The sequence below is a fragment of the Sphingobium sp. D43FB genome (assembly GCF_002312805.1).
In the GTDB taxonomy this organism is placed as follows: Bacteria; Pseudomonadota; Alphaproteobacteria; order Sphingomonadales; family Sphingomonadaceae; genus Sphingobium.
Genome location: NZ_NMUA01000018.1, coordinates 36,127 through 61,464, shown reverse-complemented (window position 1 = coordinate 61,464; position 25,338 = coordinate 36,127). Strand labels below are relative to the sequence as shown.

At 64.0% G+C, this 25,338-nt stretch carries 22 protein-coding genes and 1 tRNA gene; 10 read left to right on the top strand and 13 right to left on the bottom strand.

What is annotated here, in order from left to right; translation table 11 throughout:
• Window positions 1-16 precede the first annotated feature (16 nt).
• From SxD43FB_RS15535 to folK, 3 genes are all read right to left on the bottom strand, one after another.
• A complete protein-coding gene (locus SxD43FB_RS15535) occupies window positions 17-2,113 on the bottom strand; it encodes a right-handed parallel beta-helix repeat-containing protein (RefSeq protein WP_176482800.1) in 2,097 nt (698 codons plus the stop codon).
• 266 nt (window positions 2,114-2,379) lie between these two features.
• Window positions 2,380-2,455 (bottom strand) — tRNA-Lys (locus SxD43FB_RS15530).
• 42 nt (window positions 2,456-2,497) lie between these two features.
• Window positions 2,498-2,995, bottom strand: coding sequence for a 2-amino-4-hydroxy-6-hydroxymethyldihydropteridine diphosphokinase (gene folK / locus SxD43FB_RS15525; RefSeq protein ID WP_096062979.1), 498 nt, complete (start codon window positions 2,993-2,995; stop codon window positions 2,498-2,500).
• Between the two features lie 23 nt (window positions 2,996-3,018).
• On the opposite strand from folK, the gene SxD43FB_RS15520 reads away from it, so the two are divergent.
• A complete protein-coding gene (locus tag SxD43FB_RS15520; protein ID WP_096062978.1) occupies window positions 3,019-3,681 on the top strand; it encodes a uracil-DNA glycosylase in 663 nt (220 codons plus the stop codon).
• Here SxD43FB_RS15520 and pgl read toward each other — a convergent pair.
• The 5 genes from pgl to SxD43FB_RS15495 form a co-directional block, all read right to left on the bottom strand.
• Window positions 3,671-4,360, bottom strand: coding sequence for a 6-phosphogluconolactonase (gene pgl, locus SxD43FB_RS15515; RefSeq protein ID WP_096062977.1), 690 nt, complete (start codon window positions 4,358-4,360; stop codon window positions 3,671-3,673). The genes SxD43FB_RS15520 and pgl overlap by 11 nt on opposite strands.
• A 5-nt stretch (window positions 4,361-4,365) precedes the next feature.
• Window positions 4,366-4,842, bottom strand: coding sequence for a YbaK/EbsC family protein (locus tag SxD43FB_RS15510; RefSeq protein ID WP_096062976.1), 477 nt, complete (start codon window positions 4,840-4,842; stop codon window positions 4,366-4,368).
• The gene (gene galE, locus SxD43FB_RS15505; RefSeq protein ID WP_096062975.1) at window positions 4,839-5,837 is read right to left on the bottom strand and encodes a UDP-glucose 4-epimerase GalE; all 999 of its coding nucleotides are present in this window, start codon (window positions 5,835-5,837) and stop codon (window positions 4,839-4,841) included. Before galE ends, SxD43FB_RS15510 begins: the two co-directional genes overlap by 4 nt.
• Window positions 5,838-5,904: 67 nt before the next feature.
• A complete protein-coding gene (locus SxD43FB_RS15500; RefSeq protein WP_096062974.1) occupies window positions 5,905-8,082 on the bottom strand; it encodes a 3-hydroxyacyl-CoA dehydrogenase NAD-binding domain-containing protein in 2,178 nt (725 codons plus the stop codon).
• Between the two features lie 136 nt (window positions 8,083-8,218).
• Entirely contained in the window at window positions 8,219-9,427 is a 1,209-nt protein-coding gene (locus SxD43FB_RS15495; protein ID WP_096062973.1) for an acetyl-CoA C-acetyltransferase, read from the bottom strand.
• A gap of 173 nt (window positions 9,428-9,600) precedes the next feature.
• On the opposite strand from SxD43FB_RS15495, the gene SxD43FB_RS15490 reads away from it, so the two are divergent.
• Entirely contained in the window at window positions 9,601-11,271 is a 1,671-nt protein-coding gene (locus SxD43FB_RS15490) for an MFS transporter (RefSeq protein WP_096062972.1), read from the top strand.
• Here SxD43FB_RS15490 and SxD43FB_RS15485 read toward each other — a convergent pair.
• Window positions 11,263-11,871, bottom strand: coding sequence for a nucleotidyltransferase family protein (locus SxD43FB_RS15485; protein ID WP_096062971.1), 609 nt, complete (start codon window positions 11,869-11,871; stop codon window positions 11,263-11,265). The two genes, SxD43FB_RS15490 and SxD43FB_RS15485, sit on opposite strands and share 9 nt — an antisense overlap.
• A gap of 156 nt (window positions 11,872-12,027) precedes the next feature.
• Here SxD43FB_RS15485 and folE point away from each other — a divergent pair, with 156 nt between their 5' ends.
• From folE to SxD43FB_RS15460, 5 genes are all read left to right on the top strand, one after another.
• A complete protein-coding gene (gene folE, locus SxD43FB_RS15480; protein WP_037480530.1) occupies window positions 12,028-12,633 on the top strand; it encodes a GTP cyclohydrolase I FolE in 606 nt (201 codons plus the stop codon).
• Window positions 12,630-13,469, top strand: a complete 840-nt coding sequence (locus SxD43FB_RS15475) for an SDR family oxidoreductase (RefSeq protein ID WP_096062970.1) — start codon at window positions 12,630-12,632, stop codon at window positions 13,467-13,469. The genes folE and SxD43FB_RS15475 overlap by 4 nt, the downstream gene beginning before the upstream one ends.
• 242 nt (window positions 13,470-13,711) lie before the next feature.
• On the top strand, window positions 13,712-14,488 hold the full coding sequence (locus SxD43FB_RS15470; RefSeq protein WP_096063011.1) for an enoyl-CoA hydratase-related protein: 777 nt from the start codon (window positions 13,712-13,714) through the stop codon (window positions 14,486-14,488).
• A 161-nt stretch (window positions 14,489-14,649) separates the two neighbouring features.
• Window positions 14,650-17,037, top strand: a complete 2,388-nt coding sequence (locus SxD43FB_RS15465) for a TonB-dependent receptor (protein ID WP_096062969.1) — start codon at window positions 14,650-14,652, stop codon at window positions 17,035-17,037.
• A complete protein-coding gene (locus SxD43FB_RS15460) occupies window positions 17,037-18,260 on the top strand; it encodes a dipeptidase (RefSeq protein WP_096062968.1) in 1,224 nt (407 codons plus the stop codon). Before SxD43FB_RS15465 ends, SxD43FB_RS15460 begins: the two co-directional genes overlap by 1 nt.
• A gap of 106 nt (window positions 18,261-18,366) precedes the next feature.
• On the opposite strand, the gene mmsB is transcribed toward SxD43FB_RS15460, so the two are convergent.
• The 3 genes from mmsB to SxD43FB_RS15445 all read right to left on the bottom strand — a co-directional run bounded on the left by mmsB (window position 18,367) and on the right by SxD43FB_RS15445 (window position 21,697).
• A complete protein-coding gene (gene mmsB, locus SxD43FB_RS15455; protein WP_096062967.1) occupies window positions 18,367-19,251 on the bottom strand; it encodes a 3-hydroxyisobutyrate dehydrogenase in 885 nt (294 codons plus the stop codon).
• A 145-nt stretch (window positions 19,252-19,396) separates the two neighbouring features.
• Window positions 19,397-20,455 (bottom strand): enoyl-CoA hydratase/isomerase family protein, encoded by a 1,059-nt coding sequence (locus tag SxD43FB_RS15450; RefSeq protein WP_096062966.1) that lies wholly within the window; start codon window positions 20,453-20,455, stop codon window positions 19,397-19,399.
• A 99-nt stretch (window positions 20,456-20,554) separates the two neighbouring features.
• Entirely contained in the window at window positions 20,555-21,697 is a 1,143-nt protein-coding gene (locus SxD43FB_RS15445; RefSeq protein ID WP_096062965.1) for an acyl-CoA dehydrogenase family protein, read from the bottom strand.
• A gap of 68 nt (window positions 21,698-21,765) precedes the next feature.
• On the opposite strand from SxD43FB_RS15445, the gene SxD43FB_RS15440 reads away from it, so the two are divergent.
• Entirely contained in the window at window positions 21,766-22,071 is a 306-nt protein-coding gene (locus SxD43FB_RS15440) for a GIY-YIG nuclease family protein (RefSeq protein ID WP_096062964.1), read from the top strand.
• A gap of 84 nt (window positions 22,072-22,155) precedes the next feature.
• On the opposite strand, the gene SxD43FB_RS15435 is transcribed toward SxD43FB_RS15440, so the two are convergent.
• The gene (locus SxD43FB_RS15435; RefSeq protein WP_069066486.1) at window positions 22,156-23,655 is read right to left on the bottom strand and encodes a CoA-acylating methylmalonate-semialdehyde dehydrogenase; all 1,500 of its coding nucleotides are present in this window, start codon (window positions 23,653-23,655) and stop codon (window positions 22,156-22,158) included.
• 107 nt (window positions 23,656-23,762) lie between these two features.
• On the opposite strand from SxD43FB_RS15435, the gene SxD43FB_RS15430 reads away from it, so the two are divergent.
• Together SxD43FB_RS15430 and SxD43FB_RS15425 are read left to right on the top strand one after the other, a co-directional pair.
• Window positions 23,763-24,665, top strand: a complete 903-nt coding sequence (locus tag SxD43FB_RS15430; RefSeq protein ID WP_096062963.1) for a LysR family transcriptional regulator — start codon at window positions 23,763-23,765, stop codon at window positions 24,663-24,665.
• A 38-nt stretch (window positions 24,666-24,703) separates the two neighbouring features.
• Window positions 24,704-25,333: a methyltransferase domain-containing protein gene (locus SxD43FB_RS15425; RefSeq protein WP_096062962.1), complete on the top strand. Its 630-nt coding sequence runs from the start codon at window positions 24,704-24,706 to the stop codon at window positions 25,331-25,333.
• Window positions 25,334-25,338: the final 5 nt, after the last annotated feature.

Below are 25,338 nucleotides of genomic sequence, written 5' to 3'. Positions count from 1 at the left end.
CAAAGCCCGTCATCCGTCAGCGACCGGCGGCCTCCGCCGGTTGCACGCCACTCGCGTCGATCACGCGCTTTGCCTCCGTCGGCCATTGGTTTCCGACCACAGCCACATTGTCCGTGGCGCGATTGTTGAGATAGGCGCTCCATTCGCCGTTGAGCTTGCCGCTATTATACCAGTTGGCCGTGGCGACATTGTCCAGCGCCGTGCGCCGCGGTGCGATATGCGACTGGGTGTTGAGGTTGAGCCACACGCCGCCGACCCGGTCGATGACATTGTTGCGCACGGTGACATAGCGCGACCCTTCGTCCAGATAGATGCCGATCCCGCCCGATCCGGCGATGTCGGATATGTAATTTTCCGCGATCAGCGCGCTGGGATCGGCGGACAGATGATAGATGGCGCCGCCGTCGGGGAACCATTGTTTCACCCGGCTGACCCGGTTCCCCATGACCACGGTGTCGCGCAACGTCGTGGGCGTATCATAGACGATGTTGCCGGGCTGGTCATAATAGCCGCGTTGCTTGCGCCAATATTCGGCGCTGCCGCCCGGATCATTGGCACCCCACCCCCAGCCGACATCGATGCCGTCATAAGGCGCGTCGGAGACGTCGTTGTTCAGGATGAGCGTGCCGGACGCATAGGTGACGAGGATCGCCGACTGTTCCTTATAATCGCGCGACACCCCTTCGATCCGGTTGTTGCGGATGACGATGTCGCGCAAGCCCATTTCAGGCCGGGTTGGATGATGCGCGTCCGGTTGCCCCCCGCCCGCCATGATGGCACCGCCCGCCAGGTCGGCAAATTCGTTGTTCGTGATCTCGATCGCCGACGTGCCAAGGCCCACGCCGCTTTCATTGGCTTCAGGATTGGTCCCGATGCCGAGCGCGATCTGCCCCAGTTGCGAAAAGCGGTCGTCGTCAAAGACGATGCGCCGGGCCGCAGCGACCTGTACTGCGGCGGGCTGCTGACTCCACCGGTTGCGCATCCGTTCGAACGACGCGCAGCCCCAGCTGCAATCGCGGATCGGATCGGCGGGATAATCGACCAGTTCGCCCGCCAGATAGGCGCCGCTCTGCTGGCTGGCATAGCCCTCTGGCCCCGACGGCTGTAGCCAGCTCGTATGGCTGAATTGCAAGCGACGAAATTCGAGGTCGCGGACGGGTTCGTCATAGCTGCCCGCGATCGACAGCAGATGTTCCAGCCGCGGCAGGACGATGTCGATCCGGCTCATATTTTCGCCCGGCCGGGGCTTGTAATAGAGTTGCCCGGCCTTCGGATCGACGAACCATTGGCCCGGCTCCCGCAGGAAGGCGAGGGCATTCACCAGGAAGAGGCGCGCGACTTCGGCCGATACCGGTCGCGCCATCGTGTCATAGCCGACCAGATTATTGCGCCACCCCGGTTGCTGCATGACAATCCTGTCGCCTTCGATACGGTCGACCATGGCATGGCGATGGGTGAACCAGCTCATGCCTTCCACTTCGATGCGGCTCTGACCGGGGAGTTGCGCCAGAAAGCGCCATGCCGCATCCTTGATCTCCAGTCCCCAAGGATGGAAAGCGACGGCGGTCCGCGGGATTTCGACCGATGCCCGTGGCGCGAGTTCCCTCGCGACGATCAATTGCCGGGGGTCCGTGCCCGCAGGAACGCTGGCCGCCCAGATATTCCGCTGCTTGTCGACTTGCCGCCAACCGGTGACCGGTTGACCGCCTGACAGGATGGCACGTGTGCCCGGCGCGCCCTCCCACCGCACCGTATAGCCATTCTGACCGCCGTCCCCCGCGCCAAAGCGCAAGGGGGCGTTCAGGCGGTAGGTTCCCGCCGCCAAGGAGACCGTCACATCATGGTCGCGATTGAGGCTCCGCACCGCCTGCTGCGCGCGGACCAGCGAGGCAAAGGGCTTGCGCGCCGATCCATCGCCGTCGTCCGATCCCTGCGGCGACACATGCAGGATGATCGGCGTCGGTGCCGGGCGGTTCGGGATGACCACCCGGAAATGCCTGTCTTCGGGCCGCTCAGGTGGGGCCACGCGGGGAATGTCCGGCATGGCGGGCAATTGCGTCATTGCAGGACCGCTCGATCCGGCCGAGATGGCGAACAGACATAACCACCGCATCCGCATTCCTAGCATCTCCATCCTTTACCCAACGTCAGCGTCTAAGCGCGATCGTCGCAATCACCCAAGGGTAGCAGTTCAGCGGGCGGAGCCATAGGCATTGGCACGGCAGCGCGACAGAAAAAGGGGGAAACGCCGCCTGTGATGCGAATGGGGGGCATGAGGCCACCCGATGGCTGTCTGTCTGATGGCGGAAGAGCGGAGGCGATTCGGCTCGGCTCACGCGATGCACGCGCAATAGGCCAGTTCTTTGCCGACCGCTTAAATGGTGAGTCCAGCTGGGTTCGAACCAGCGACCTACTGATTAAAAGTCAGTTGCTCTACCGACTGAGCTATGGACCCGTTTAGCGGTGGAGGTCGCCCTAATAGGGGGAACCGCGATGGTCAACCTCTTCGCGTGTGCTTTTGCAGGCGGGCGTGCAGATGGCGGATGGTGAGGCCTGAAAGGGGATCGCGCCAGCGCGGGGCGATGGCGACGAGCGGGGTCAGCACGAAGGCGCGCTGGCGGAAGGCGCTATGGGGGATGGTGAGCAGGCGACTGCGCCAGATGCCGCCCGACCAGAGGATGATGTCGATATCGACACTGCGTGCGCCCCAGCGGCGATGGCGGCGGCGACCGAGCCTGTGTTCGATCGACTGGAGCAGGGAGAGTAAAGCGGGCGGGGGCAGGGGGCTTTCGACCAGCAGCGCGCTGTTGGCATAGAGGCGCGAGGATGGTCCCATTGGCGGTGTTGTGATGGCAGGGGCGAGCGCGATGACGCGCATCTTCTCGCCGATCAGCGCGGCCGCTTCGTCCAGCAGGCGCGCAGGGGTGCGGCGTGCGGAGAGCGGCCGGTTGGACCCTAAGGCCAGGGCATAAATGTGCGTGCTTGTGTCGGCCATCGATCAGCGCCTATCTGCTGCCCATGATCCTGGAAAGCCCCCTTGAACCGACCGAACCGCCGCGCGACTGTCCGCTCTGTCCCCGCCTTGTCGCCTTGCGCGAGGAATGCCGCGTCGAACATCCCGATTGGTGGAATGCGCCGGTGCCGGCCTTTGGCGATCCGTTGGCGCGGATCGGCATCATCGGGCTTGCTCCGGGCAAGCAGGGGGCGAACCGGACGGGGCGGCCTTTTACCGGGGATGATTCGGGCGTATTGTTCTTCGAGACGCTAGCGAAGTTCGGGCTGAGCGAGGGTGCCTATGATGCGCGGGTCGATGATGGGCTGGTGCTGAAGGACGCGATCATCATCAATTCGGTCCGCTGCCTGCCGCCCCAGAACAAGCCGGTTCCCGACGAAGTGCACAAGTGCCGACCGTTTCTGGCGCAGGGCGTTGCAGCGCTGCCCAAAGCGCGGGTGTTCGTGGCGCTGGGCCAGATCGCGCACCAGTCGGCGGTCAAGGTGTTGGGCGGCCGGCTGCCCAAGGCGCGCTTTGCCCATCTGGCCGAACATCGCATGCCAGACGGGCGGATGCTGATCGATAGCTATCATTGCTCGCGCTATAATCAGAATACCGGTCGACTGACGGCGGAGATGTTCGAGGCGGTGTTTGCGCGGGCGGTAGAGCTGGCTGGGCTTACTGGCTGATCCAGACATCGACCGGCACGGCGTCCTGGCACAGGGCGACGCGGATCGGCAGTTCCTCGACGGGGCCGCCCGCCATGGCGCGATCATAGACGGCTTTTTTCGCGGCGCCGCTGATCTGCAAGAAGATGTGGCGGCTGGACAGGATGGCATGGGCGGTCAGCGAAAGCCGCTGATGCGGGGCGGCGGGCGGCGTGACCGCGATGGTCAGCGCTGTGCTGGAGAGGCCTTCGTCCAATTCCTTGGCCTCTGGGAAGAGCGAGGCGGTGTGGCCGTCATCGCCCATGCCGAGCAGGATGATGTCGAGCGGCCAGGGGAGGGCGGCGAAGTCCGCTTCCGCCGCTGGCTGGCCGAGATAGGCGTCGGCGGCGGCGTTCTTCATCGGCACGAAGCGCGCGGCGGCGGCTGGTCCTTGCAGCAAGCTGTCGCGAACGAGCTTTTCATTGCTGTCGGGGTCGGTCGGATCGACCCAGCGTTCGTCGACCAATGTGACGATGACTTTGCTCCAATCGGACAGCGAAGCGGACAGTGATTCGAGTACTGGGCGGGGGGAGCGGCCACCCGACAGGGCGAGGGTTGCGACGCCGCGCGTGGCGATGGCTTGTTCCAAAACCGTGGCGATGCGGGTGGCGATGTCGGCGGCGGCCTGGGCGCTGTCGGTGAAATGATGTTCGGTCGGCATGGAAATTAATCCCCTGTTTCCGGGAGGGTGCAGATGTCGATCCATTGTCCGCCGGTCAAGGCGGCGAGCCGGTCGGGCGTCAGTTCGACCGAGGTGGTGCGGGAACCGGCGGCGGGGAAGACGGTATCGAAGGCCTGCAAAGATATGTCGCAATATATCGCAAGCGGCGCGGTCAGGCCGAACGGGCAGACGCCGCCGACCGGATGGCCGGTGATCGCCTCGACCTCGTCCGCGCCCAGCATCCGGGGCTTTGCGCCAAGGGCAGCCTTGGCCTTACCATTGTTGAGGCGCGCGTCGCCGCGGGTGCAGACAAGGACGACGGTATCGCCGACGCGCAGCGACAGGGTCTTGGCGATGCGGGCGGGTTCGACGCCAAGCGCGGCGGCGGCTTCCAATACGGTGGCGGTGCTGATGCCCTGATCGATGATCGTCACGTCAGGCGCATGGGTAGCGAAGAAGGCGCGGACGGAGGCTTCGCTCATGCGCGAGTCTCCAAGGCGCGCTCCCAGGCGAGGGCATGGGCGACGATCAGGTCGAGATTGGCATAGCGCGGCTGCCAGGGGAAGGCGGCAAGGATGGCGCGATTGTCCGAAATCAGCGCGGCAGGATCGCCCGCCCGGCGCGGGGCCATGACGCGCGTGATGGGATTGTTGGTGGCGCGGTCGACGGCATCAAGCACGTCCAGCACTGAAAAGCCCCGACCATAGCCGCAATTGAGCAAATGATTGCGATCCGGCTCCACCATCAGCGCTTCGAGCGCCAGCACATGGGCGGCGGCAAGGTCGCTGACATGAATATAGTCGCGGACGCCCGTGCCGTCCGGGGTGGCGAAGTCGGTGCCGAAGATGGCGACGCTTTCGCGCTTGCCCAGCGCGGCTTCGACGGCGACCTTGATCAAATGAGTCGCGCCCGCTGTCGACTGGCCGGTGCGCCCCTGCGGATCGGCCCCTGCGACGTTGAAATAGCGCAGCGCGCAGAAGTTCATCGGATGCGCGGCCGCGACGTCGCGCAGCATATATTCGGTCATCAGCTTGGACATGCCGTAGGGATTGATCGGCTGTTGCGGGGTGTCTTCCCGCACCGCTTCCACATCCGGCGTGCCATAGGTGGCGGCGGTGGAGGAAAAGATGAAATGGGGCACGCCGACGCGCACCGCGCTGTCGATCAGGTCGCGGGTCTTGGCGCTGTTGTTATGATAATATTTGAGCGGGTTTTCGACCGATTCCGGCACGACGACGGACCCCGCGAAATGCATGATCGCGGTGATGCCATGGTCACGCAGCGTCGCTTCAACGAGCGGCTGGTCGGCAATGTCGCCCTGCACGAAAGGCACATCGTCAGGAACCGCCCAGCGGAAGCCGGTGACGAGATTGTCGATGACGATGACGCCATAGCCCGCGTCTTTGAGCGCCAGCACGGCATGGCTGCCGATATAGCCAGCGCCGCCCGTGACCAATATCGTCGGCTTTTCGCGCATAAGAAAAACGTCTCCCCAACTGCTGCCGGGGAGACGTAGCTTAGCGTCGTTAAGATTTACAGTCCGATCATGCCGCCGCGCGGTCTGGCACCGACTGGTAGAAGGTCGCGCCGGTGGCGGCCATCGCGCGCAACTGTTCGGTGGCGGCGAAGCGGTCGCCATGGGCGGCCCACAACCGATCCAGCACGGCGACGACATGGGCGATGCCGACCGTGTCCATATGCGCGAAGGGACCGCCGGTATAAGGCGCAAAGCCCCAGCCGAAGATCGCGCCAATGTCGCCATCTTCCGGCGTTTCCAGCACGCCTTCCTCATAGCAGCGGGCGCATTCGATAAGCTGGCGATAGAGGAGGCGTTCCTTCACCGCTTCGACATCGGGCTGATCGTCGGCGCGGGGGAAGAGGTCGGCAATGCCCGACCACAGCATCTTCTTGCCGCCTTCGGGATAGTCGTACCAGCCCTTGCCATTTTTGCGGCCGAGACGGTCGCGTTCGACCATCTGCGTCATGACGTCGTCGGAACGCTGCACGACATAGGCGTCGCCCAATTCCTTCTTCGCGGCCGTCATGACTTTATAGCCAAGCTCGATCGAGACTTCGTCGCTGACCGCGAGCGGGCCGACCGGCATGCCAAGCTGCTTGCCGGCATTTTCGATGAGCGCCGGGTTGATCCCCTCGGCGACCAGTTCGGCGCCTTCCTGTACATAGGTGCCGAAGCAGCGCGAGGTGTAGAAGCCACGGCTGTCATTGACGACGATCGGCGTCTTTTTGATCTGGGCGACGAAATCGAGTGCCTTGGCAATGGCGGCCGGGCCAGTTTCTTTGCCGAGGATGATTTCCACCAGCGGCATTTTTTCGACCGGCGAGAAGAAATGGACGCCGATGAAATTGGCGGGCTTGGACCAGGCGGTCGCCAGCTTGGTGATCGGCAGGGTGGAAGTGTTGGAGCCGAAGATGACGTCTGGACCGAGGACCGCTTCGACCTGTTTGGTGACTTCGGCCTTGATCGTTACATCCTCGAATACCGCTTCGATCACGAAGTCCGCACCGGCGAGATCGGCATAGTCGGCGGTGGGGGTTACGCGGGCGAGCGTTGCCGCCACTTTCTCCGGCGTCATGCCTTTGCCCAGGCGCTTCTTGAGCACCGTTTCGACATGGGCCTTGCCCTTTTCCGCATAGGCGATGTCACGGTCGAACAGCACGACCTCCATCCCCGCCTGCGCGGCGACGGTGGCGATGCCAGCGCCCATCATGCCCGCGCCGAGCATGGCGAGCTTCGTGGTGGGCACCTTGGGTTCAGCCTTGGGACGGCGCGCGCCGCGTTCGGCAGCCTGTTTGTTGACGAACAGGCTGCGGATCATGTTGCTTGCCTGCGGATCGGCGGCGACCCTGGCGAAATATTTGCTTTCGATGCGGATTGCGCGGTCGAAGGGGAGTTGCGCGCCTTCATAGACGGCCGAGAGCAGGGCGATCGGCGCGTTCATGTTGCGCTGGGTCTGCTTGAGGGTCATGGGCAGCGCGCCGACCATCGTCTGGACGAAGCCGGGGTTGAACTGACCGACGCCGCCGGGGAATTTGAAGCCCTTGACGTCCCAGGGCTGGGTGTTGGCGGTGGGGTTGGCCTTCACCCATTCGCGTGCTGCCTCGACTGCCGTGCCCTGCGGCACGACCTGATCCACCACCTTTAGCATGGCGGCTTCGGCGGGGCGGAACAGCTTGCCCTGCAGCATGTACATGAGGGCGGCCTGCACACCCATCAGGCGCGGCAGACGCTGCGAACCGCCGCCGCCGGGGAAGAGGCCGATGAGGATTTCGGGCAGGCCAAGCTGGGTTTTGCTGCTGTCGCCGACAAAACGGCGGTGGCAGGCGAGCGCGAGTTCGAAACCGCCGCCGACGCAGGTGCCCTCGATCGCGCAGGCTACCGGCTTGCCGCAGGTTTCGAGGCGACGGAACAACTGGTTGAGGATGAAAACCTGGTCGAAGATGGCGGCGGGGGCAGGACGGCTGCCATCCTTGGTCGCGAGCATGGAGCCGAAATATTTAAGGTCCATACCGGCCATGAAGCCGCTGTCCTTGCCCGATGCGATGACTGCGCCCTTGATCGCTTCCTCGGACGCGATGCGGGTGATGGCGGTGTCGAGATCGGCCAGGAAGTCGGGGCCGATGACGTTCATCGACTGGTCGGGAACGTCGATCGTCAGCGTGGCGATGCCGTCGGCGTCGGTGGTGAATGCGATGGTCTGCATGATGATGCTGCCTCTTCCAACTCCGTTCGTCCTGAGTAGCCATTGAGCCTGTCGAAATGGCGTATCGAAGGGTGCTTCGATACGGGGCTTCGACTTCGCTCAGCCCCTACTCAGCACGAACGGATTTTGTTGTTTCTTAAATACGCTCGATGATGATGCCGGTGCCCATGCCCGCGCCAACGCACAGGTTGATGAGCGCGGTGCCCTTGCCCGATCGTTCCAGTTCGTCGAGCGCAGTGCCCAGCACCATCGCGCCGGTCGCGCCCAGCGGATGGCCCATCGCGATTGCGCCGCCATTGACGTTGATCTGGTCATGGTCGAGCTTCATCGCCTGCATATAGCGCAGCACGACGCTGGCGAAGGCTTCATTGAGTTCCCACAGGTCGATGTCGGCGGTGGTCATGCCCGCGCGGGCGAGCAGCTTGCCCGCGACGAATTCCGGGCCGGTCAGCATGATCAGCGGTTCAGAGCCGATCGAGGCCATGGCGCGGATGCGGGCGCGGGGTTTGATGCCATATTTGTCGCCCATATCCTTGTTGCCCACCAGCACGGCGGCCGCGCCGTCGACGATGCCGCTGCTGTTGCCGGCATGGTGGATATGGTTGACCCGCTCCAATTCGGGGTAGCGGAGCAGGGCGACGGTGTCGAAGCCGGGCATTTCCTCACCCATCGCGGTGAAGGCGGGCTTGAGCGCACCGAGCGACTGCATAGTCGCTTCGGGACGCATATGTTCGTCATGGTCGAGGACGACCTGGCCCATCACGTCGCGAACGGGGACGATCGACTTGGCGAAACGGCCTTCGTCCCACGCCATCTTGGCGCGCTTCTGGCTCTCGACGGCATAGGCGTCGGCATCGTCGCGGCTGATGCCGAATTTGGTGGCGATGACGTCGGCGCCGATGCCCTGGGGGGCGAAATAGGTTTTGTACGCGACCGCCGGGTCCATGGCGAGCGCGCCGCCATCCGATGCCATCGGCACGCGGCTCATGGACTCGACGCCGCCGCCGATGGCGAACAGGGCTTCGCCAGACAGCACCTTGGCCGCGGCGATATTTACGGCTTCAAGGCCGGAGGCGCAGAAGCGGTTGACCTGAACGCCTGGCGTGGTCAGGGCATAGTCGGCGTTGAGGACGGCGGTGCGGGCAATGTCCGCGCCTTGTTCACCGACCGGCGTCACGCAGCCCAGAATGACGTCGTCGACATCGACGGTGTCGATCGCGGCGCGATCGCGGATCGCCTCAAGCATTTGCGTCGCGAGCTGAACGGGGGTGATTTCGTGCAGCGAACCGTCCGGCTTGCCCCGGCCACGGGGTGTCCTGACGGCGTCGTAAATATAAGCTTCCATGTGGCTTTCCTCTCCGTGGGTCGCCCCTGCCGGGCGCATCGGATACCGGCACTGAATGTATTTACGTTTACGTAAAGTGCAAGCGGGAAATATGTTTTTCTGCCCCTACTGGCCCTGACGTAGCGGCAGTTTGCGCCCGTTGCGGGTTTGACGCTGCGGTCCAATTCCGCTTCATGGGGGGCGTGTCCCCAGCCGAGTCTCCCCCCGCGCCGTCGCCCTTCTCCGTCCCTACCTTTCGCGCGATCTGGATGGCGAGCCTGGCGTCCAATTTCGGCGGGCTGATCCAGTCGGTCGGCGCGGCGTGGATGATGATTTCGCTATCGGCGTCGCCGATGCTGATTGCGCTGGTGCCTGCGGCAACGACGCTGCCGATCATGCTGCTGTCGCTGTGGGCGGGGGCGGTCGCCGACAATCTGGACCGGCGCAAGGTGATGATCGCCTGCCAGAGCTGGATGCTGGTGGTGTCGGCGTTGCTGGCGGTCACGGCCTGGGCCGGGTGGATGACGCCCTGGCTGCTGCTCGCGTTCACTTTTGCGCTGGGATGCGCCACGGCGATCAATGGCCCGGCCTGGCAAGCGGCGGTCGGCGACATGGTGCCGCGCGCGATCTTGCCGAGCGCGGTGGCAATGAACTCGATGGGCTTCAACCTGGCGCGAAGCGTCGGCCCGGCGCTGGGCGGCGTCATCGTCGCGACGGCGGGGGCGGCGGCGGCGTTCCTGACCAATGCGGTCAGCTATGTCGGGCTGCTGGTAGTGCTGTCTCGCTGGGAGCCTGAACTGCCGCCCAAGATCTTGCCGCGCGAGCGGCTGGCGTTGGCGATGCGGGCGGGGGTTCGGTATGTCGCGATGTCGCCCAATATCCAGTTGGTGCTGCTGCGCGCGGCGGTGTTCGGCATTGGCGCGAGCGCCGTGTCGGCACTGATGCCGCTGGTGGCGCGCGACATATTGGGGGGCGGCGCGCTGACCTTCGGCCTCACCAGCGGCGCGTTCGGGTTGGGGGCGGTGACGGGGGCCTTGTCGACCCGGCACTTGCGCGCGCGGCTGTCGGTCGAACATATCGTGCGCTATGCGGCGCTAATGCTGGCGCTGGGGACGGCGATCACCGGTATGAGCAGTTGGCTGGGGCTGGCGCTGCTTGGCTATCTGCTGGCCGGGTTCGGCTGGGTCACGGCGCTGTCGACCTTCAACGTGTCGGTGCAGATGTCCGCGCCGCGCTGGGTGGTGGCGCGGTCGGTTTCGCTCTATCAGATGAGTGCTTTTGGCGGGATGGCGATCGGTGCTTGGCTATTCGGCTGGCTGGCCGAAAGCCAGGGCGTGGTCGAGGCGCTTTATGCGTCGGCGGCGGTGCAGTTCGTGGCGGCGCTGATCGGTCTGATGCGCCCGCTGCCGCAGATTGGCGACGATAATCTGGACCTGCAGAATAGGTGGCGGGAGCCGGATACGGCGGTGCCGGTCGAGCCGCGCAGCGGGCCGGTGGTGGTGACGATCGAATATCGCATTCCGGCCGGATCGGTCGTGCCGTTCCTGACCGCGATGAGCGAGCGGCGGCGGATAAGGCGGCGCGATGGGGCGCATGGCTGGTCATTGATGCGGGATTTGAGCGATCCTGAACTGTGGATCGAGCGCTATCATGTGTCGACCTGGCTCGATTATGTGCGGCATAATCAGCGGCGGACCGTCGCCGACATCGCCAATAGCGATGCCATCTGGGCCTTGCATACGGGGCCGGTGCCGCCGGTGGTGCATCGGATGCTGGAACGGCAGACCGGATCGCTGCCGCTCAGCCGTGCGCCCGATCCACGCGAGATGGCCGATGCGATGACCGACCCGACCCGATCAAGTTGATCCGCCGGGTACTGGCGGCACGCTGCTCACCAGATCCTCCGGCGTGTCGATATCGTGCAGGATGCCGACGCTGGTGTCGATCTGGAGGCCATGGCTGAGCAAGGCGCGCGCGCCCTGATCCCCGCGCAGGCGCAGCAATTCGGGGAAATGCTTGCGGCCGATGAAGGCGGGGGGCGAGGAGGAGAAGCCGTCGGTGCTGGCGACGACCGAGCGGATATCCTCGGCCGCGAGGCAGATGCGGTTATAATGGCTTTGCGGCACGTCGGGCATGTCGGCGAGGCAGATGAGGATGCCGCGCACGCTGTTGATCGGCATGAGATGTTCGACCGCGCGCACGATACTGCCCGAAATGCCGTCTTCGGGGCGGTCATTGACGATGATAGTGTAGCCGCGTCGATCCAGTTTGCGGTGGAGGACCGGGGCGACGTCGATCGGCCGGACCACCGCGACCAGTTCGGCAAAGGCCATGGAGGCGACGGTTTCCAACGTGTGCGCTGCGACGGGCTTGCCACGCAGGTCGGCCATGAGCTTGTCATCTTCGCCGAAGCGGGACGACATGCCCGCGGCCAGAAGCACGGCGGCGATCCGTTCAGTGCGCATGAGGTAATTGTTTGAAGGTCATTATTGTTCGTTCACGATCCCGTTCGGTGCCGATTTGCCACCCGTGCGATACCATGTCCAGTCATCCCGAAAGGGCTGGCCATTACAGGATCAAATCCTTATATGCGGGGCAATTAAGAAGGAGTGGCGCTGTTCATGGCATGTGATCCCGATGCGGAAACCGTTGGCAACGGCAAGGAGCCGGTTCCGTCCGAAGTGGCGGATGCGATCCGCACGTTGATCCGATGGTCGGGCGACATGCCGGAACGCGAAGGGCTGGTGGAAACGCCGGAGCGGGTCGCGCGGGCGTGGCGCGAATATTGCCGGGGCTATGGCGATGACCCGGCCTATCATCTCTCGCGCATCTTCCACGAAGTGGGCGGCTATGACGATGTCGTGTTGCTGAAGGACATTCCGTTCCAGTCGCATTGCGAACATCATATGGCGCCGATCGTCGGCAAGGCGCATATCGCCTATCTGCCCGGCGATTATGTGGTCGGCATTTCCAAGCTGGCGCGCGTGCTGCATGCTTTTGCCAACCGCTTGCAGGTGCAGGAACGGCTGACGTCCGAAGTCGCCAACTGCATCTGGGAGCATCTGAAACCCCAGGGCGTGGCCGTGGTGATCGAGGCGACGCATGGCTGCATGACCGGGCGGGGCGTTCGCACGCCGGGCGTCATCATGAAGACGAGCCGGATGCTGGGCGTGTTCCGCGACGATGAAAAGTCGCGCGAGGAAGTGCTGAAGCTCATCGGTTCATGAGCGAAGAAGAACGTCCCTATCGTCCATTGGGCAGCGCGCGGCCTTCCGTAGAGCCGGTCGGCGCGTTGCCGCTGGCAACCAAGCGGCTGGCGCTGGTCACGGGCGGGCATCGGCGGCTGGGCGGGATCATAAGCGGGGCATTGGCCAAGGCCGGCCATTCGCTCGCGATCCATGGCAGCCATGATACGCGGCTCGATTCCCACCTGGCGCTGACGCTGGAGGCGCAGGGCACCGAGTGGGACGGCTTCGTCGTGGATTTCGCCGACCCCGAAAATGCCGAGGAATTGATCGCGCGGGTGGCCGAGCGGTTCGGTCGTCCGCCCGACATATTGGTCAACAGCGCCGCGATGTTCGGGCAGGACCGGATCGACACGGTGACGGCGGATGAGTTGATGCGCCACTATGCGGTCAATTGCGCAGCGCCCGCGATGCTGACCAAGGCGTTCGCAACGGTTCCGGCCGGCACGGGCGATCGTTGCATCATCAATATTCTCGACCAGCGGATTGACCATCCCCATGGCGACCAACTGGCCTATACGCTGTCCAAGCTGGCGCTGGCGGGGCTGACGCAGACGAGCGCCAATGCGCTGGCGCCCAAGGTGCGGGTCAATGCGGTCGCGCCGGGGCTGACCATCGCGACGCCCGATTATGATCCCGACCAGATGGCCCGGCTGGAAGCGATGATGCCGCTTGGCCGGTTGCCGCAGGCCGACCAGATCGCGCAGGCTGTCCTCTATCTGGCCGATGCGACTGCGGTGACCGGGCAGACGCTCTATGTCGATGGCGGCGCGCACCTCAAAAGCTATGACCGGGATTTCATGCATCTGTGCCGATAGGCTTGGCGGAAATGCTAGGGCGCAAGGGGGTGGCGGATGGCGTCGCTTGTCCATAGAGCAGAGTGGATAATTGATCCTGCCCTGGAAGGGGAGGTGGCTGGCGCAGCCAGACGGAGGGGTGTCCCGCTATCGAGAGGGTGACACCCCTCCGTCAGCCCTGCGGGCTGCCACCTCCCCCACAGGGGGAGGATTTATCGGAATTGATGCGGTCTTGATTGGCAACGCAATAATGGGAGATGGCAATGACCTATGAAACGATCCTGGTCGAACAGCACGACGCGGTCACGCTGATCACGCTCAACCGGCCGCAGGCGTTGAATGCGCTCAACGGGCAGGTGCTGAGCGACCTGAGCGCCGCTTTCGCCGCCTATGATGCCGACCCGACCCAGCATTGCGCGATCCTGACCGGCAGCGAAAAGGCGTTTGCGGCGGGTGCGGACATCAAGGAGATGGTCGACAAGGACGGCGCCGATTTCTTCCTGCAGGATTTCTTTTCCGGCTGGCAGACCCATGTGGTCGCCACCCGCAAGCCGTGGATCGCGGCGGTCGCTGGCTTTGCGCTGGGCGGTGGGTGCGAACTGGCGATGATGGCGGATTTCATCATTGCGGCGGATACGGCGAAATTCGGCCAGCCTGAAATCAAGCTGGGCGTCGCGCCGGGCATGGGCGGATCGCAGCGCCTGACCCGCGCGGTCGGCAAGGCCAAGGCGATGGACATGTGCCTGACGGGTCGGATGATGGGCGCTGAGGAAGCCGAACGGTCGGGGCTGGTGAGCCGGATCGTGCCTGCCGCCGAGCTGCTGGACGATGCGCTCAAGACCGCGGCCGCCATCGCCGCGATGCCGCCGATGGCCGCAATGGTGAACAAGGAAATGGTGAATATCGCGTTCGAGACGGGCCTTGCCCAAGGATTGCTGACCGAGCGGCGCATGTTCCAGATACTCACTGCGACCGAGGACAAGAAGGAAGGCATGACGGCCTTCGTTGAAAAGCGGCCGGGGGTCTGGAAGGGCCGCTAAGTCTGTGTGACGGATCGGCAACAGACGCGGATTTTGTGACAGATTGATGGCGGCTTTTCCCAGCACCCTCGTTTCAGAAGGAAACTGAATAACGAAATATGGAGAGGTGCGACGCCCTGCGCGTCACCCTGATCGGCTCATGACACCCAGGGAGCCTCTTCATGTCCGTCCATTTTGTCGTCCGTCCGTCCACTCGCGCGCTGCTGCTGGCCTGTGCCGCCGCAGCCCTGGTTCCTGCCGCCCATGCGCAGGAGCCGGTCGGCGATGACGAGACGAGCATCACCGTTACCGGCCGCCGTATTTCGCAATCGTCCGAGGCGATCGGCGAGGATAAGGTGAGCAATGTCGTGGCGGTGACGCGCGAGGCGCTGCTGTCCGCGCCGTCGGGCATTTCGGGCCTGAAAATGCTGGAGCAATTGCCCGGCTTCAACGTGCAGACCGATGGGGCGCTGGGCCTCTATGAATTCGGCAACAGCGTCCAGACCCGCGCGTTCAACCTGGATCAGATCGGCTTCATCGTCGATGGCATCCCGACGGGCCGCAGCGATGCGTTCGGCGGCAGCCCGGTGTTCCGCTATGTCGACAATGAAAATCTGGGCGTGGTCGAAGCCGCGGTGGGCGCGGGCGATGTGAGCCTGCCCAGCTATTCGACGCTGGGGCCAGTGGTGCAATATAACAGCATCGCGCCGCAGGAGGATATGGGCCTGTTCGTGTCGCAAAGCTTTGGCGATTTCGGGCTGAAGCGGACCTTCATCCGCGCCAGCACGGGGCAGGTCGGGCCGTTCCGCGCCTATGTGAGCCGCACCAAGCTGGACAGCGACCTGTGGCGGGGCGTCGGCACGGTCGATCGCGAGCATTGGGAGGCGCAACTCCACGCCGATCTGGGCGGCGATAGCTGGGCGCGGTTCAAATTCGTGTCGAACGACTTTTTCGACTATGACTCGCCGACGCTGAGCCGCACACTCTACAATTCCGCGACGCCGGATGTGGGCGGCAACACCGGCCGGGATCGTGGCTATATCGCCGTCGTGCCCAACAGCACGCCGGGTTTTGCGCCGGTGGAGGGCGGCCCGGCCTTTTCCAACAGCAACTATACCTACACCTATAATCTCGCGCTCAACGTGCGGAAGGACAAGCTCTATGGTGGCACTGTCCATCTGGGGATAGCCGATGGTGTATGGGCCGAAGCGACGGCCTATTATGAGGATAAGGGCGGCTATGGCGTGTCGCCCGACAGCTATGCCAACAGCCTGCTACAATATACGCGGCAAACGGCGGCAGGCCTGGCGCTGACGGCGCCGCGCGGTACGCAATATGGTCTATCGACGGTGGGCGGCGACCGCTATGGCCTGACCACCAAACTCCATTGGGACATGGGCGCGCATAGCGTGGAGGCGGGCCTGTGGGCCGAGGTCGACAGCTATAATCGCACCCAGGCACGGTTCAACACGACCGACGGGTCGCCCGCCAGCGCGCCCAACCTGGACGAACTCGTCTATGTGCGGCGCGACTATCAGTCGGAACGGCATACGACGCAGGCGTTCGTCAAGGACCGCATTTCCTTGATGGATGACAGCCTGATCTTCGACCTGGGAATCAAGGCACTGCATATCGACTATCGCCAAAGCGGCTATCGCGACTTCAACGACTATTATCGCAATGCGGGCACCGCCGCTGCGCCCGTCTGGGTTGCGGGCTGGGGACCGCAGACCAACCGGGCCAGCTATGGCGACGGGTTCCTGCCGATGGCGGGCGTCCTCTACAAGATCGACAACCAGACCCAGATTTTCGCCTCTTATGCCGAAAATATGGCTTTGCCCAAGGGGATGGACGACATCTTCTCCGTCGCGCTGAACAGCAGCGCGGCCGTCGTGCCTGCTCCTGCACCGGAACGGTCGCAGAATTTCGAGGCGGGCATCCGCACCAACCAGGGGCAGTTCTATGCGTCGCTGGCGGGCTATTACACCAAGTTCAAGAACCGCATCCAGTCGATCACGGGCATCCTGCCCGGCACGACCAACGTCACCGAAACCTTCTTCCAGAATGTTGGCCGGGTAACGGCCTATGGCGCGGAATTCAGCGGCACGTTCAAACCGTCCGCACTCAATGGCCTTGCCTATTTCAACCTGAGCGCCACCTATAATATAGCCAAGTTCAAGGACGATATCGTCACGCCCACGCTCACCTATGCGACCGATGGCAAGTTCATTCCCGACAGCGCCAAATGGATCGTCAATGGCGGCGTGACGATCGAACCGGCGAGCTGGCTGGTGGGCAATATCTCCGGCAAATATACCAGCCGCCGCTGGTCCACCTTCGTCAATTCGCCGGGTTCGAGCGTGCCGGGCTTCACCGTGTTCAGCGCCTATGTCGATATCGGCGATGGATTCAGCCTGGGGCCGGTCAAGAGCGTGAAGGCGCGGTTCAATGTCGACAATCTGTTCGACAAGGATGTGCTGTCCTATATTTCCTCGACCGTGACGGGCGATGGCTTCTTCCGGCCGCTGTCGCCGCGGACGTTCCAGTTCACCATTTCGGGTGAAATCTGATGCGGGTTGGACTTATGATGGGGGCAGCGCTGATTGCGCTGCTCCCGGTCGCCGCGTCGGCGCAGGCTGTGCCGAAGAAGGTGCAGCAATTGCATCAGAAGCTGCTGACGCTCGACAGCCATCTCGACACGCCCGCCTCGCTCGACCTGCCCGATTGGTCGATCGACGAGGAACATGGGGTGCATAGCGACTATACCCAGGTCGATTTGCCGCGCATGAAGAAGGGCGGGCTGGATGGCGGTTTCTGGGCCATCTATACGGGGCAGGGGCCGTTGACGGTCGAGGGCTTTGCCAAGGCGCGCGATTTCGCGCTGATGCGGGGCGTGTCGATCCGCGAGATGGTGGCGGCAGACCCGGCCAATTTCGCGCTGGCATTGGAGGCCAAGGACGCCGCGCCGATCGCGGCGGCGGGCAAACGGGTCGTCTATATGTCGATCGAAAATGCCTATCCGCTGGGCGAGGATATCGGCCTGCTCCAGACCTTCTACGACATGGGTGTGCGGGTGGTGGGCTTTGCCCATTTCGCGCATAACCAGTTTGCCGACAGTTCGACCGACCCGTCGAAGAAGCCGCGCTATGGCGGGCTTAGTCCGCTGGGCAAGCAATTGCTCAAGGATATGAACCGGCTGGGCATAATGCCGGATGCCTCGCACAGTTCGGATCAGGTGTTGGACGATCTGCTGGCGCTGTCGACGACGCCGGTGCTGCTGACCCATTCGGGGTGCAAGGCGGTCTATGACCATCCGCGCAATATCGACGATGATCGGTTGAAGGCGCTGGCGGCCAAGGGCGGCGTCATTCAGATGAACGCTTATGGAGCCTATCTGAAGGCGGCCAAGCCCAACCCCGAACGGCAGAAGGCGATGGGGGCGCTGTTCGCGTCGATGCGGGATGGCGGCAAGATGACGGCGGAGAAGCGGGCGGAACTGCTGGGCAAGCGGCAGGAGATCGACCGGCTCTATCCTGAGACCGAGCGGGCAACCTTCGATGATTTCATGGCGCATATGCTGCATGCGCTCAAGGTCGTGGGGCCGGATCATGTGGGGATCGGTGCGGACTGGGATGGCGGCGGCGGGGTCGTCGGCATGGAGGATGTGCTGGACCTACCCAGGATCACCGAGGCGCTGTTGAAGGCGGGCTATAGCGAGGCGGATGTGCAGAAGATCTGGGCGGGCAATGTGTTGCGCGTGCTGGCGGCGGCTGAGGCGGGGAAGGGGAAGTGATATAATTCCCCAAGGCCGTCATCCCGGCGAAAGCCGGGATCTCACTTTCTTCTTACGCCGCCAAAGGAAGTGAGATGCCAGCGTTCGCTGGCATGACGGGGGTGGGTTACTTCCCCTCCAGCATCTCGATCATGAGCGAGAAGTCGCGACCGGCTTCGCCCTGGTTGGCGAGGAGTTGGTAGAGGGATTCCGCCACATTGCCCATCGGGACCGAGGCCCCGACCGAGGCGGCGGCTTCGGTGGCGAGTTTCAAGTCCTTGAGCATCAGGCCGACGGCGAAACCGCCCTGATAGCCATTGTCGGATGGCGATTGGGGGCCGACGCCGGGGACGGGGCAGTAGCTGGTCATCGACCAGCTTTGGCCCGACGAGACGCTGGAAATGTCATAGAAGGTCTGCGGATCGAGGCCCAGTTTCTTGGCCATGGCGAAGCTCTCGCAGGTGGCGACCATGGTCGCGCCGAGCAGCATATTGTTGCAGATTTTGGCGGCCTGGCCATTGCCCGCGCCGCCGGCGTGGATGACCGCCTTGCCCATGGCCGAGAGGATCGGTTTGGCGCGTTCGAAGGCGGCGTCGGTGCCGCCGACCATGAAGGTCAGCGTGCCGCCATTGGCGGCTGCGATGCCGCCGGAAACGGGGGCGTCGACCATGTCGAAGCCGCGATCCGTCGCCGCGTCGATCACGCGGCGGGCGGTGGCGACGTCGATGGTCGAGCAATCGAGGAACAGCGCGCCGGGTTTGGCCGCACCATAAACTTCGCCCGAATAGACGCTTTCGACATGCTTGCCGGCGGGCAGCATGGTGACGACGGCGTCGGCGTCAGTCGCGGCGTCGGCGGCACTGCTGGCGCGGATGGCGCCGAGCGATTCCGCTTTAGCCAGTGCTTCCTCCGACAGGTCGAAGGCGCGGACGGCATAGCCATGCTTGAGCAGGTTGGCGGCCATGCCGCCGCCCATATTGCCGAGTCCGATGAAGGCGATGGTCTGGGTCATGATGCTCTTCTCTCCTGCTTAACTTCGCATATTTCCCGTAAAAACGGACATATTCGTGCGCGGCCCTGATCCTATCGGAAAGCGGGCGGCGTGGGGCAGGCAGCGTGCATGGGGACCATAGCAGGTGCCTGCGGTGTAGGACAGATCAGGTCGCGAGCGCCGGGAGTGGCGTCCATTGCTGGTCGGCGGGCAGGGCTGCGAAGATCGTATCGATCATCGCGTCGCTGACCTCTTCCAGCGTGGCCGGGTTCCATTGCGGCTTGTTGTCCTTGTCGAAGATCAGCGCGCGCACGCCTTCGACGAAATCGGGGCGGCGGATGATCGCGCAGGCAAGGCCATATTCCATCGCCATGTTGGAGGCGAAATCGGGCTGGGCCGCGCCTTCGATCAATTGGCGCAGGGCGACCTTGATCGTCTGGGGCGATTTGGTGGCGAGGGTGGCGCGCTGCTTGGCGGCCCATTCGCTGCTGTCGGCGTCGAGCGCGACGACGATCTCCTCCGCCTTGTTCGAGGCGAAGAGGCGGTCGATGTCGGGGCGGGCGGCTTCGAGCTTGGAGGGCGGGGGCGTTTGTGCGGCGGCGTCGAGGATGGCGGCCAGGCTGGCAGGGTCGGCGAGGATGCGCGCCTTTACGTCGTCCACTGTTTCGGACGGCATATAATGGGTGGCGAGCCCGATCGCGGCGCAATCCGCGCCGTCGATCCGCGCGCCGGTGGCGGCGAGCCATGCGCCGACCCGGCCGGGCAAGCGGGGGAGATACCAGCCGCCGCCCACGTCTGGGAACAGGCCGATGCCGGTTTCGGGCATGGCGAAGGTCGTGCGTTCTGTCGCGACCCGGTAACGGGCGGGGAGCGAGATGCCGACGCCCCCGCCCATGACGATGCCGTCGATGAAGGCGACGATCGGCTTGTCATAGACGAACAGCAGATGGTTCATGCGATATTCGAGGTGGAAGAAGCGTTCGGCTTCGACGCAGTCGGATTTGGCGCTGTTGGCGATGAGCGCGATGTCGCCGCCCGCGCAGAAGCCGCGCCCTTCGCTATGGTCGATCATCACGGCGGTCACGCTGTCGTCGCTGCGCCAGGCGAGCAGGGCGCTGTTGATCGCGTCGCACATGGCCGGCGTCAGGGCGTGGATGGCCTTGGGGCGATTGAGGCGGATGCGGCCGATAGTGTTTTCGATGAAAGTGAGAATGTCGTCTGTCACGCTGACCTATCTTTCCGTTCGCCCTGAGCCTGTCGAAGGGCCGTTTTTCTTGAAGAAAAGTGGAGGGCTTCGACAAGCTCAGCCCGAACGGCTTTTGAGCTAATCCCGCAACATGTCCCGCGCGATGATCATGCGCATGACCTGGTTGGTGCCTTCGAGAATGGAATGGACGCGCAGGTCGCGCCAGAAGCGTTCGACGGGATAGTCCATCAGATAGCCGTAGCCGCCATGGAGTTGCAGCGCGCGGTCGACGACGGAGGAGCCGGTGTCGGTGGCGAAGCGCTTGGCCATGGCGGCGAAGCGGGTCTTGTCCGGGGCATTGTCGGTCACCTTGACGGCGGCGGCGTAGAGCAGGGTGCGGGCGGCCTGAAGCTCGGTTTCCATGTCGGCCAGCGTGAACTGGGTGTTCTGGAAGTCGGCGATCGACTGGCCGAATTGCTTGCGGTCCTTGGTATATTGGACGGCTTCGTCGATGCAGCGCTGCGCGCCGCCGAGCGAGCAGGCGCCGATATTGAGGCGGCCACCGTCGAGGCCCGCCATGGCGATGGCGAAGCCCTGTCCCTCGCTACCCACGAGATTGGCAGCGGGGACGCGGACGGCGTCGAAATTCACTTGCGCTGTGGGTTGGCTGTGCCAGCCGAGCTTGCGTTCCTGCGCGCCGAAGCTGACGCCGGGCATGTCCTTGTCGATGACGAGGCAGCTGATGCCCTTTGGCCCTTCCTGCCCCGTGCGGACCATGACGAGATAGACTTCATTCTCGCCGCCGCCGGAGATGAATTGCTTGGAGCCGGTGACGACATAATGGTCGCCATCCTTCACCGCCTTGGTCTTGAGGCTGGCGGCGTCGGAGCCTGCACCCGCTTCGGTCAGGCAATAGCTGGCGATGCGGGTCATGGGGATGAGGTCGGGGAGATAGGCGGCCTTGAGCGCGTCGCTGCCATAGCTGTCGATCATCCAGGCGGCCATATTGTGGATCGAGATGAAGGCGCTGGTGGAGGGGCAGCCATAGGCCATGGCTTCCATGATGAGCGCGGCTTCGAGGCGGCCGAGGCCGATGCCGCCGGCGCTTTCGGACACGTAGATGCCGCCGAAACCCAGTTCGGCCGCCGCGCGGATCGTGTCGCGGGGGAAGATGTGGTGTTCGTCCCACTCGGCCGCGTGCGGGGTGATCGCGTCGGCGGTGAAGCGGCGCGCGAGTTCCTGGATTTCGCGTTGGTCGTCGGTGAGGTCGAATTGGGTCATGATGGCTTGTCCATACTGTATTTTCCGTCATGCTGACGGACGTCAGCATCCATTAGCGTGGCCCCCGAATGGAACGTCAACCTTGCGTCTATCTGTTGAGCAGTGGTCGTCATGCCACGATCTATATCGGCGTCACATCTGATTTGATGGGTAGGTTGCACCAACATCGCACCGGCGCGGTTCCCGGCTTCACATCGCGCTATAATGTGAAGCGACTGGTTCATTATGAAGTGGCCGAGACGATGGAGGCGGCCATCTTGCACGAGAAGCAGTTGAAAGCCTGGAAGAGGGCGTGGAAGGTGGCGCTCATCGAGAAGGATAATCCGTTCTGGGAAGATCGGGCCGTCATGCTGGGCTTTCCGCCTTTGACGTAGAGCGAATGGATCCTGACGTTAGCTGCGCTGCCCTTCGGGTCGTCAGGATGACGGGGGGAGAGGTAGTGCCTCCCCCCAAATCCCTTACCCCATGGTCGGGATGACGAAGGCGTTGGCGGCATCGCCCACGCCGCCGTCGGGCCAGCGCTGGGTGATCGTCTTGACCTTGGTCCAGAATTTCACGCCTTCCATGCCGTGCTGGTTGGTGTCGCCGAAGGCCGAGCGTTTCCAGCCGCCGAATGTGTGATAGGCGACGGGGACCGGGATGGGTACGTTGATGCCGACCATGCCGACATCGACGCGGGCGGCGAATTCGCGGGCGGCGTGGCCGTTGCGGGTGAAGATGGCGACGCCATTGCCATATTGATGCTGGCTGGGCAGGGCGACGGCTTCTTCGAAACTGTCGGCGCGGACCATTTGCAGGACCGGGCCGAAAATCTCTTCCTTATAGGCGCTCATGCCGGTGGTGACATGATCGAACAGGGTCGGGCCGACGAAGAAGCCTTCCTCATGGCCTTGCAGCGTGAAGCCGCGGCCGTCGACCACCAGTTCAGCGCCTTCATCGACGCCGGTCTGAATCCAGTTTTCGATCTTCTGCTTGTGTGCGGCAGTGACGACCGGGCCATAATGGGCTTCGGCATCGGTGGAGACGCCGACGCGCAGGGCTTCGATCGCCGGGATCAGCTTTTCGCGCAGTGCAATGGCGGTCTTTTCACCGACCGGCACGACGACGGGCAGCGCCATGCAGCGCTCGCCCGCCGAACCGAAGGCGGCGCCGGACAGGTCGTTGACCACCTGGTCGAGATCGGCGTCGGGCATGACGATGCCGTGATTCTTTGCGCCGCCCATCGCCTGGACGCGCTTTCCGGCGGCGACGCCGCGATTATAGACATAATGGGCGATGTCGGACGAACCGACGAAGCTGACGCCCTTGATATCCGGGTGGTCGAGGATGGCGTCGACCATTTCCTTATCGCCCTGAACGACCTGGAGGATGCCATCGGGCAGCCCCGCTTCGCTGAACAGTTCAGCGAGGCGGACAGGGACCGACGGGTCACGCTCGGAGGGCTTGAGGATGAAGGCATTGCCGGTCGCGATGGCGACGCCCGACATCCAGAGCGGAATCATGCCGGGGAAGTTGAAGGGGGTGATGCCAGCGCCGATGCCGATCGGCTGGCGGAAGCTGTAGACGTCGATGCCCGGCCCTGCGCCTTGGGTATATTCGCCCTTGAGGACGTGGGGGATGCCGCAGCAAAATTCGATGACTTCGAGGCCGCGCTGAATGTCGCCCTTGGAGTCCGCGATCACCTTGCCATGTTCGGAGCTGAGCAGATGGGCCAGCTCGGTCATGTTCGCTTCTACCAGCGCCTTGAAATTGAACATGACGCGGGCGCGACGCTGCGGGTTGACGGCGGCCCAGGCGGGCTGCGCTTTCTTGGCAGCGGCGACGGCGAGGTCGAGCAGGGCAGCATCGCCCAGCGCCACGCGGGCCTGGACACCGCCATTATTGGGATCGAACACGTCGCTATAGCGTGTCGCTGGCGCGTCATGGGTGAAGGCGAGCTTGTGCGAAATCTCACGCATGGAAGGCATCCTCTCAAATTGTTGCCGCCTTCTAGGCTGCTTGCGTTATTGCAAGCAATGGGGAAGTTATGCATGGGTGGCCTGCAATTTTGCAGGGGTGGGGCGGCATGTTCGATTGGGATGACCTGCGCGTGTTTCTGGCGGTGGCGCGGGCGCGCAAGGTGGCACCGGCAGCGCGGGCGCTGGGGATCGACGCGACCACGATCGCGCGGCGGCTGGCGCGGCTAGAGAAGGCGCTGGATGCCGAATTGTTCGAAATGGGTGCGGGTGAGCGCAGCCTGACGGCGCGGGGGCAGGAATTGCTGGGCCATGCCGAGGCGGCCGAGAGCGCGGCGCTGGCGGCGGTCGAGGAGATGCGCGGGCAGGAGCGCACGCTGGCGGGGCAAGTGCGGCTGTCGGTGGCGGAAGGGTTCGGCACCTGGGTTTTGGCGCCGGGGATGGGCGATTTCAACCGGCGGCATCCGGGCATCAGGCTGGATCTGATCACGGCATCGGGCTTCCTCAATCCGTCCAAGCGCGAGGCGGATATGGCGGTGATGCTGGCGCGGCCGCAGCGCGGGCGGTTGATGGTGCGGCGGCTGGGGGATTATCGGCTGCATCTTTATGCGTCGCCCGACTATCTGGCGCGGGCGGGGCGGCCGGACACGCCCTCTGACCTGCGCGGGCATACGCTGATCGGCTATGTGCCGGAGTTCATCTTTTCGCCGGAGCTGGATTATCTGGACGAGGTGGAGGCGGGGCTGGAGGCGCATCTGCGGTCGACCAGCATCATCATGCAGCAGCGGATGATCGCGGAGGGGGCGGGGATCGGCGTGTTGCCGGACTTTATCGGGCGGCGCGACGCAGGGCTGGTGCAGTTGATGGCCGAGCGGGTGGAGATTACGCGCAGCTTCTGGCTGGTGATGCATGGTGACCTGCGCAAGCTGGCGCGGATCGCGGCGGTGGCTGATTGGCTGCAAGAACGCATCGAAACGCTAAAGCCAATCGACGGGACGGCTCCGGCTCGCTAAGGGAGTCGCGATGGATAGAGAGCGGTCGTATTTCGCCCATGCAGCATAAGCCCAAGCGCAGCCGGGCAATCGCTCTTCCGAGCGGGGAATTTCGCGCCCGCGCCACCGAGTATCTCGATTTCCTGGCCGCCTGGGTCCAGAAGCCGCGCCAGACCGCGTCGGTCGTGCCGTCCAGCCGCTATCTCGCCCGCCTAATGGTGGCGCAGATCGATCCGAGTGATGGCCGGGTACTGGAACTGGGCGGGGGAACGGGCGTGTTCACGCGGGCCATCCTGAAGACCGGCCTGCCGCCCGAAAAGTTGGAGGTGGTGGAGATCAACCCCGCCTTTGCGCGTGGGTTGCGGCGGCATTTTCCACAGGTATCGGTGCTGGAAAGCCCGGCGCAGATCGTGTCCACCGCGACGGCGGGGGAACCGGGCGATTATCAGGTGGTGGTGAGCGGGCTGCCGCTGCTGGCGATGGACCGCTATATGCATCACGACATATTGTCCGAATCCTTCCGCATGTTGCAGCCGGGGGGCAGCTTCGTGCAGTTCACCTATTCGATGCGGCACCCGGTTAACCGGGAGGTTATCGAGGCGCTGGGGCTGGATGTCATGCGGGTCGGCCAGACGGTGCGCAATTTTCCGCCCGCGACCGTATTTAGGTTCACGCGACGGGGCGAATAGGGAGG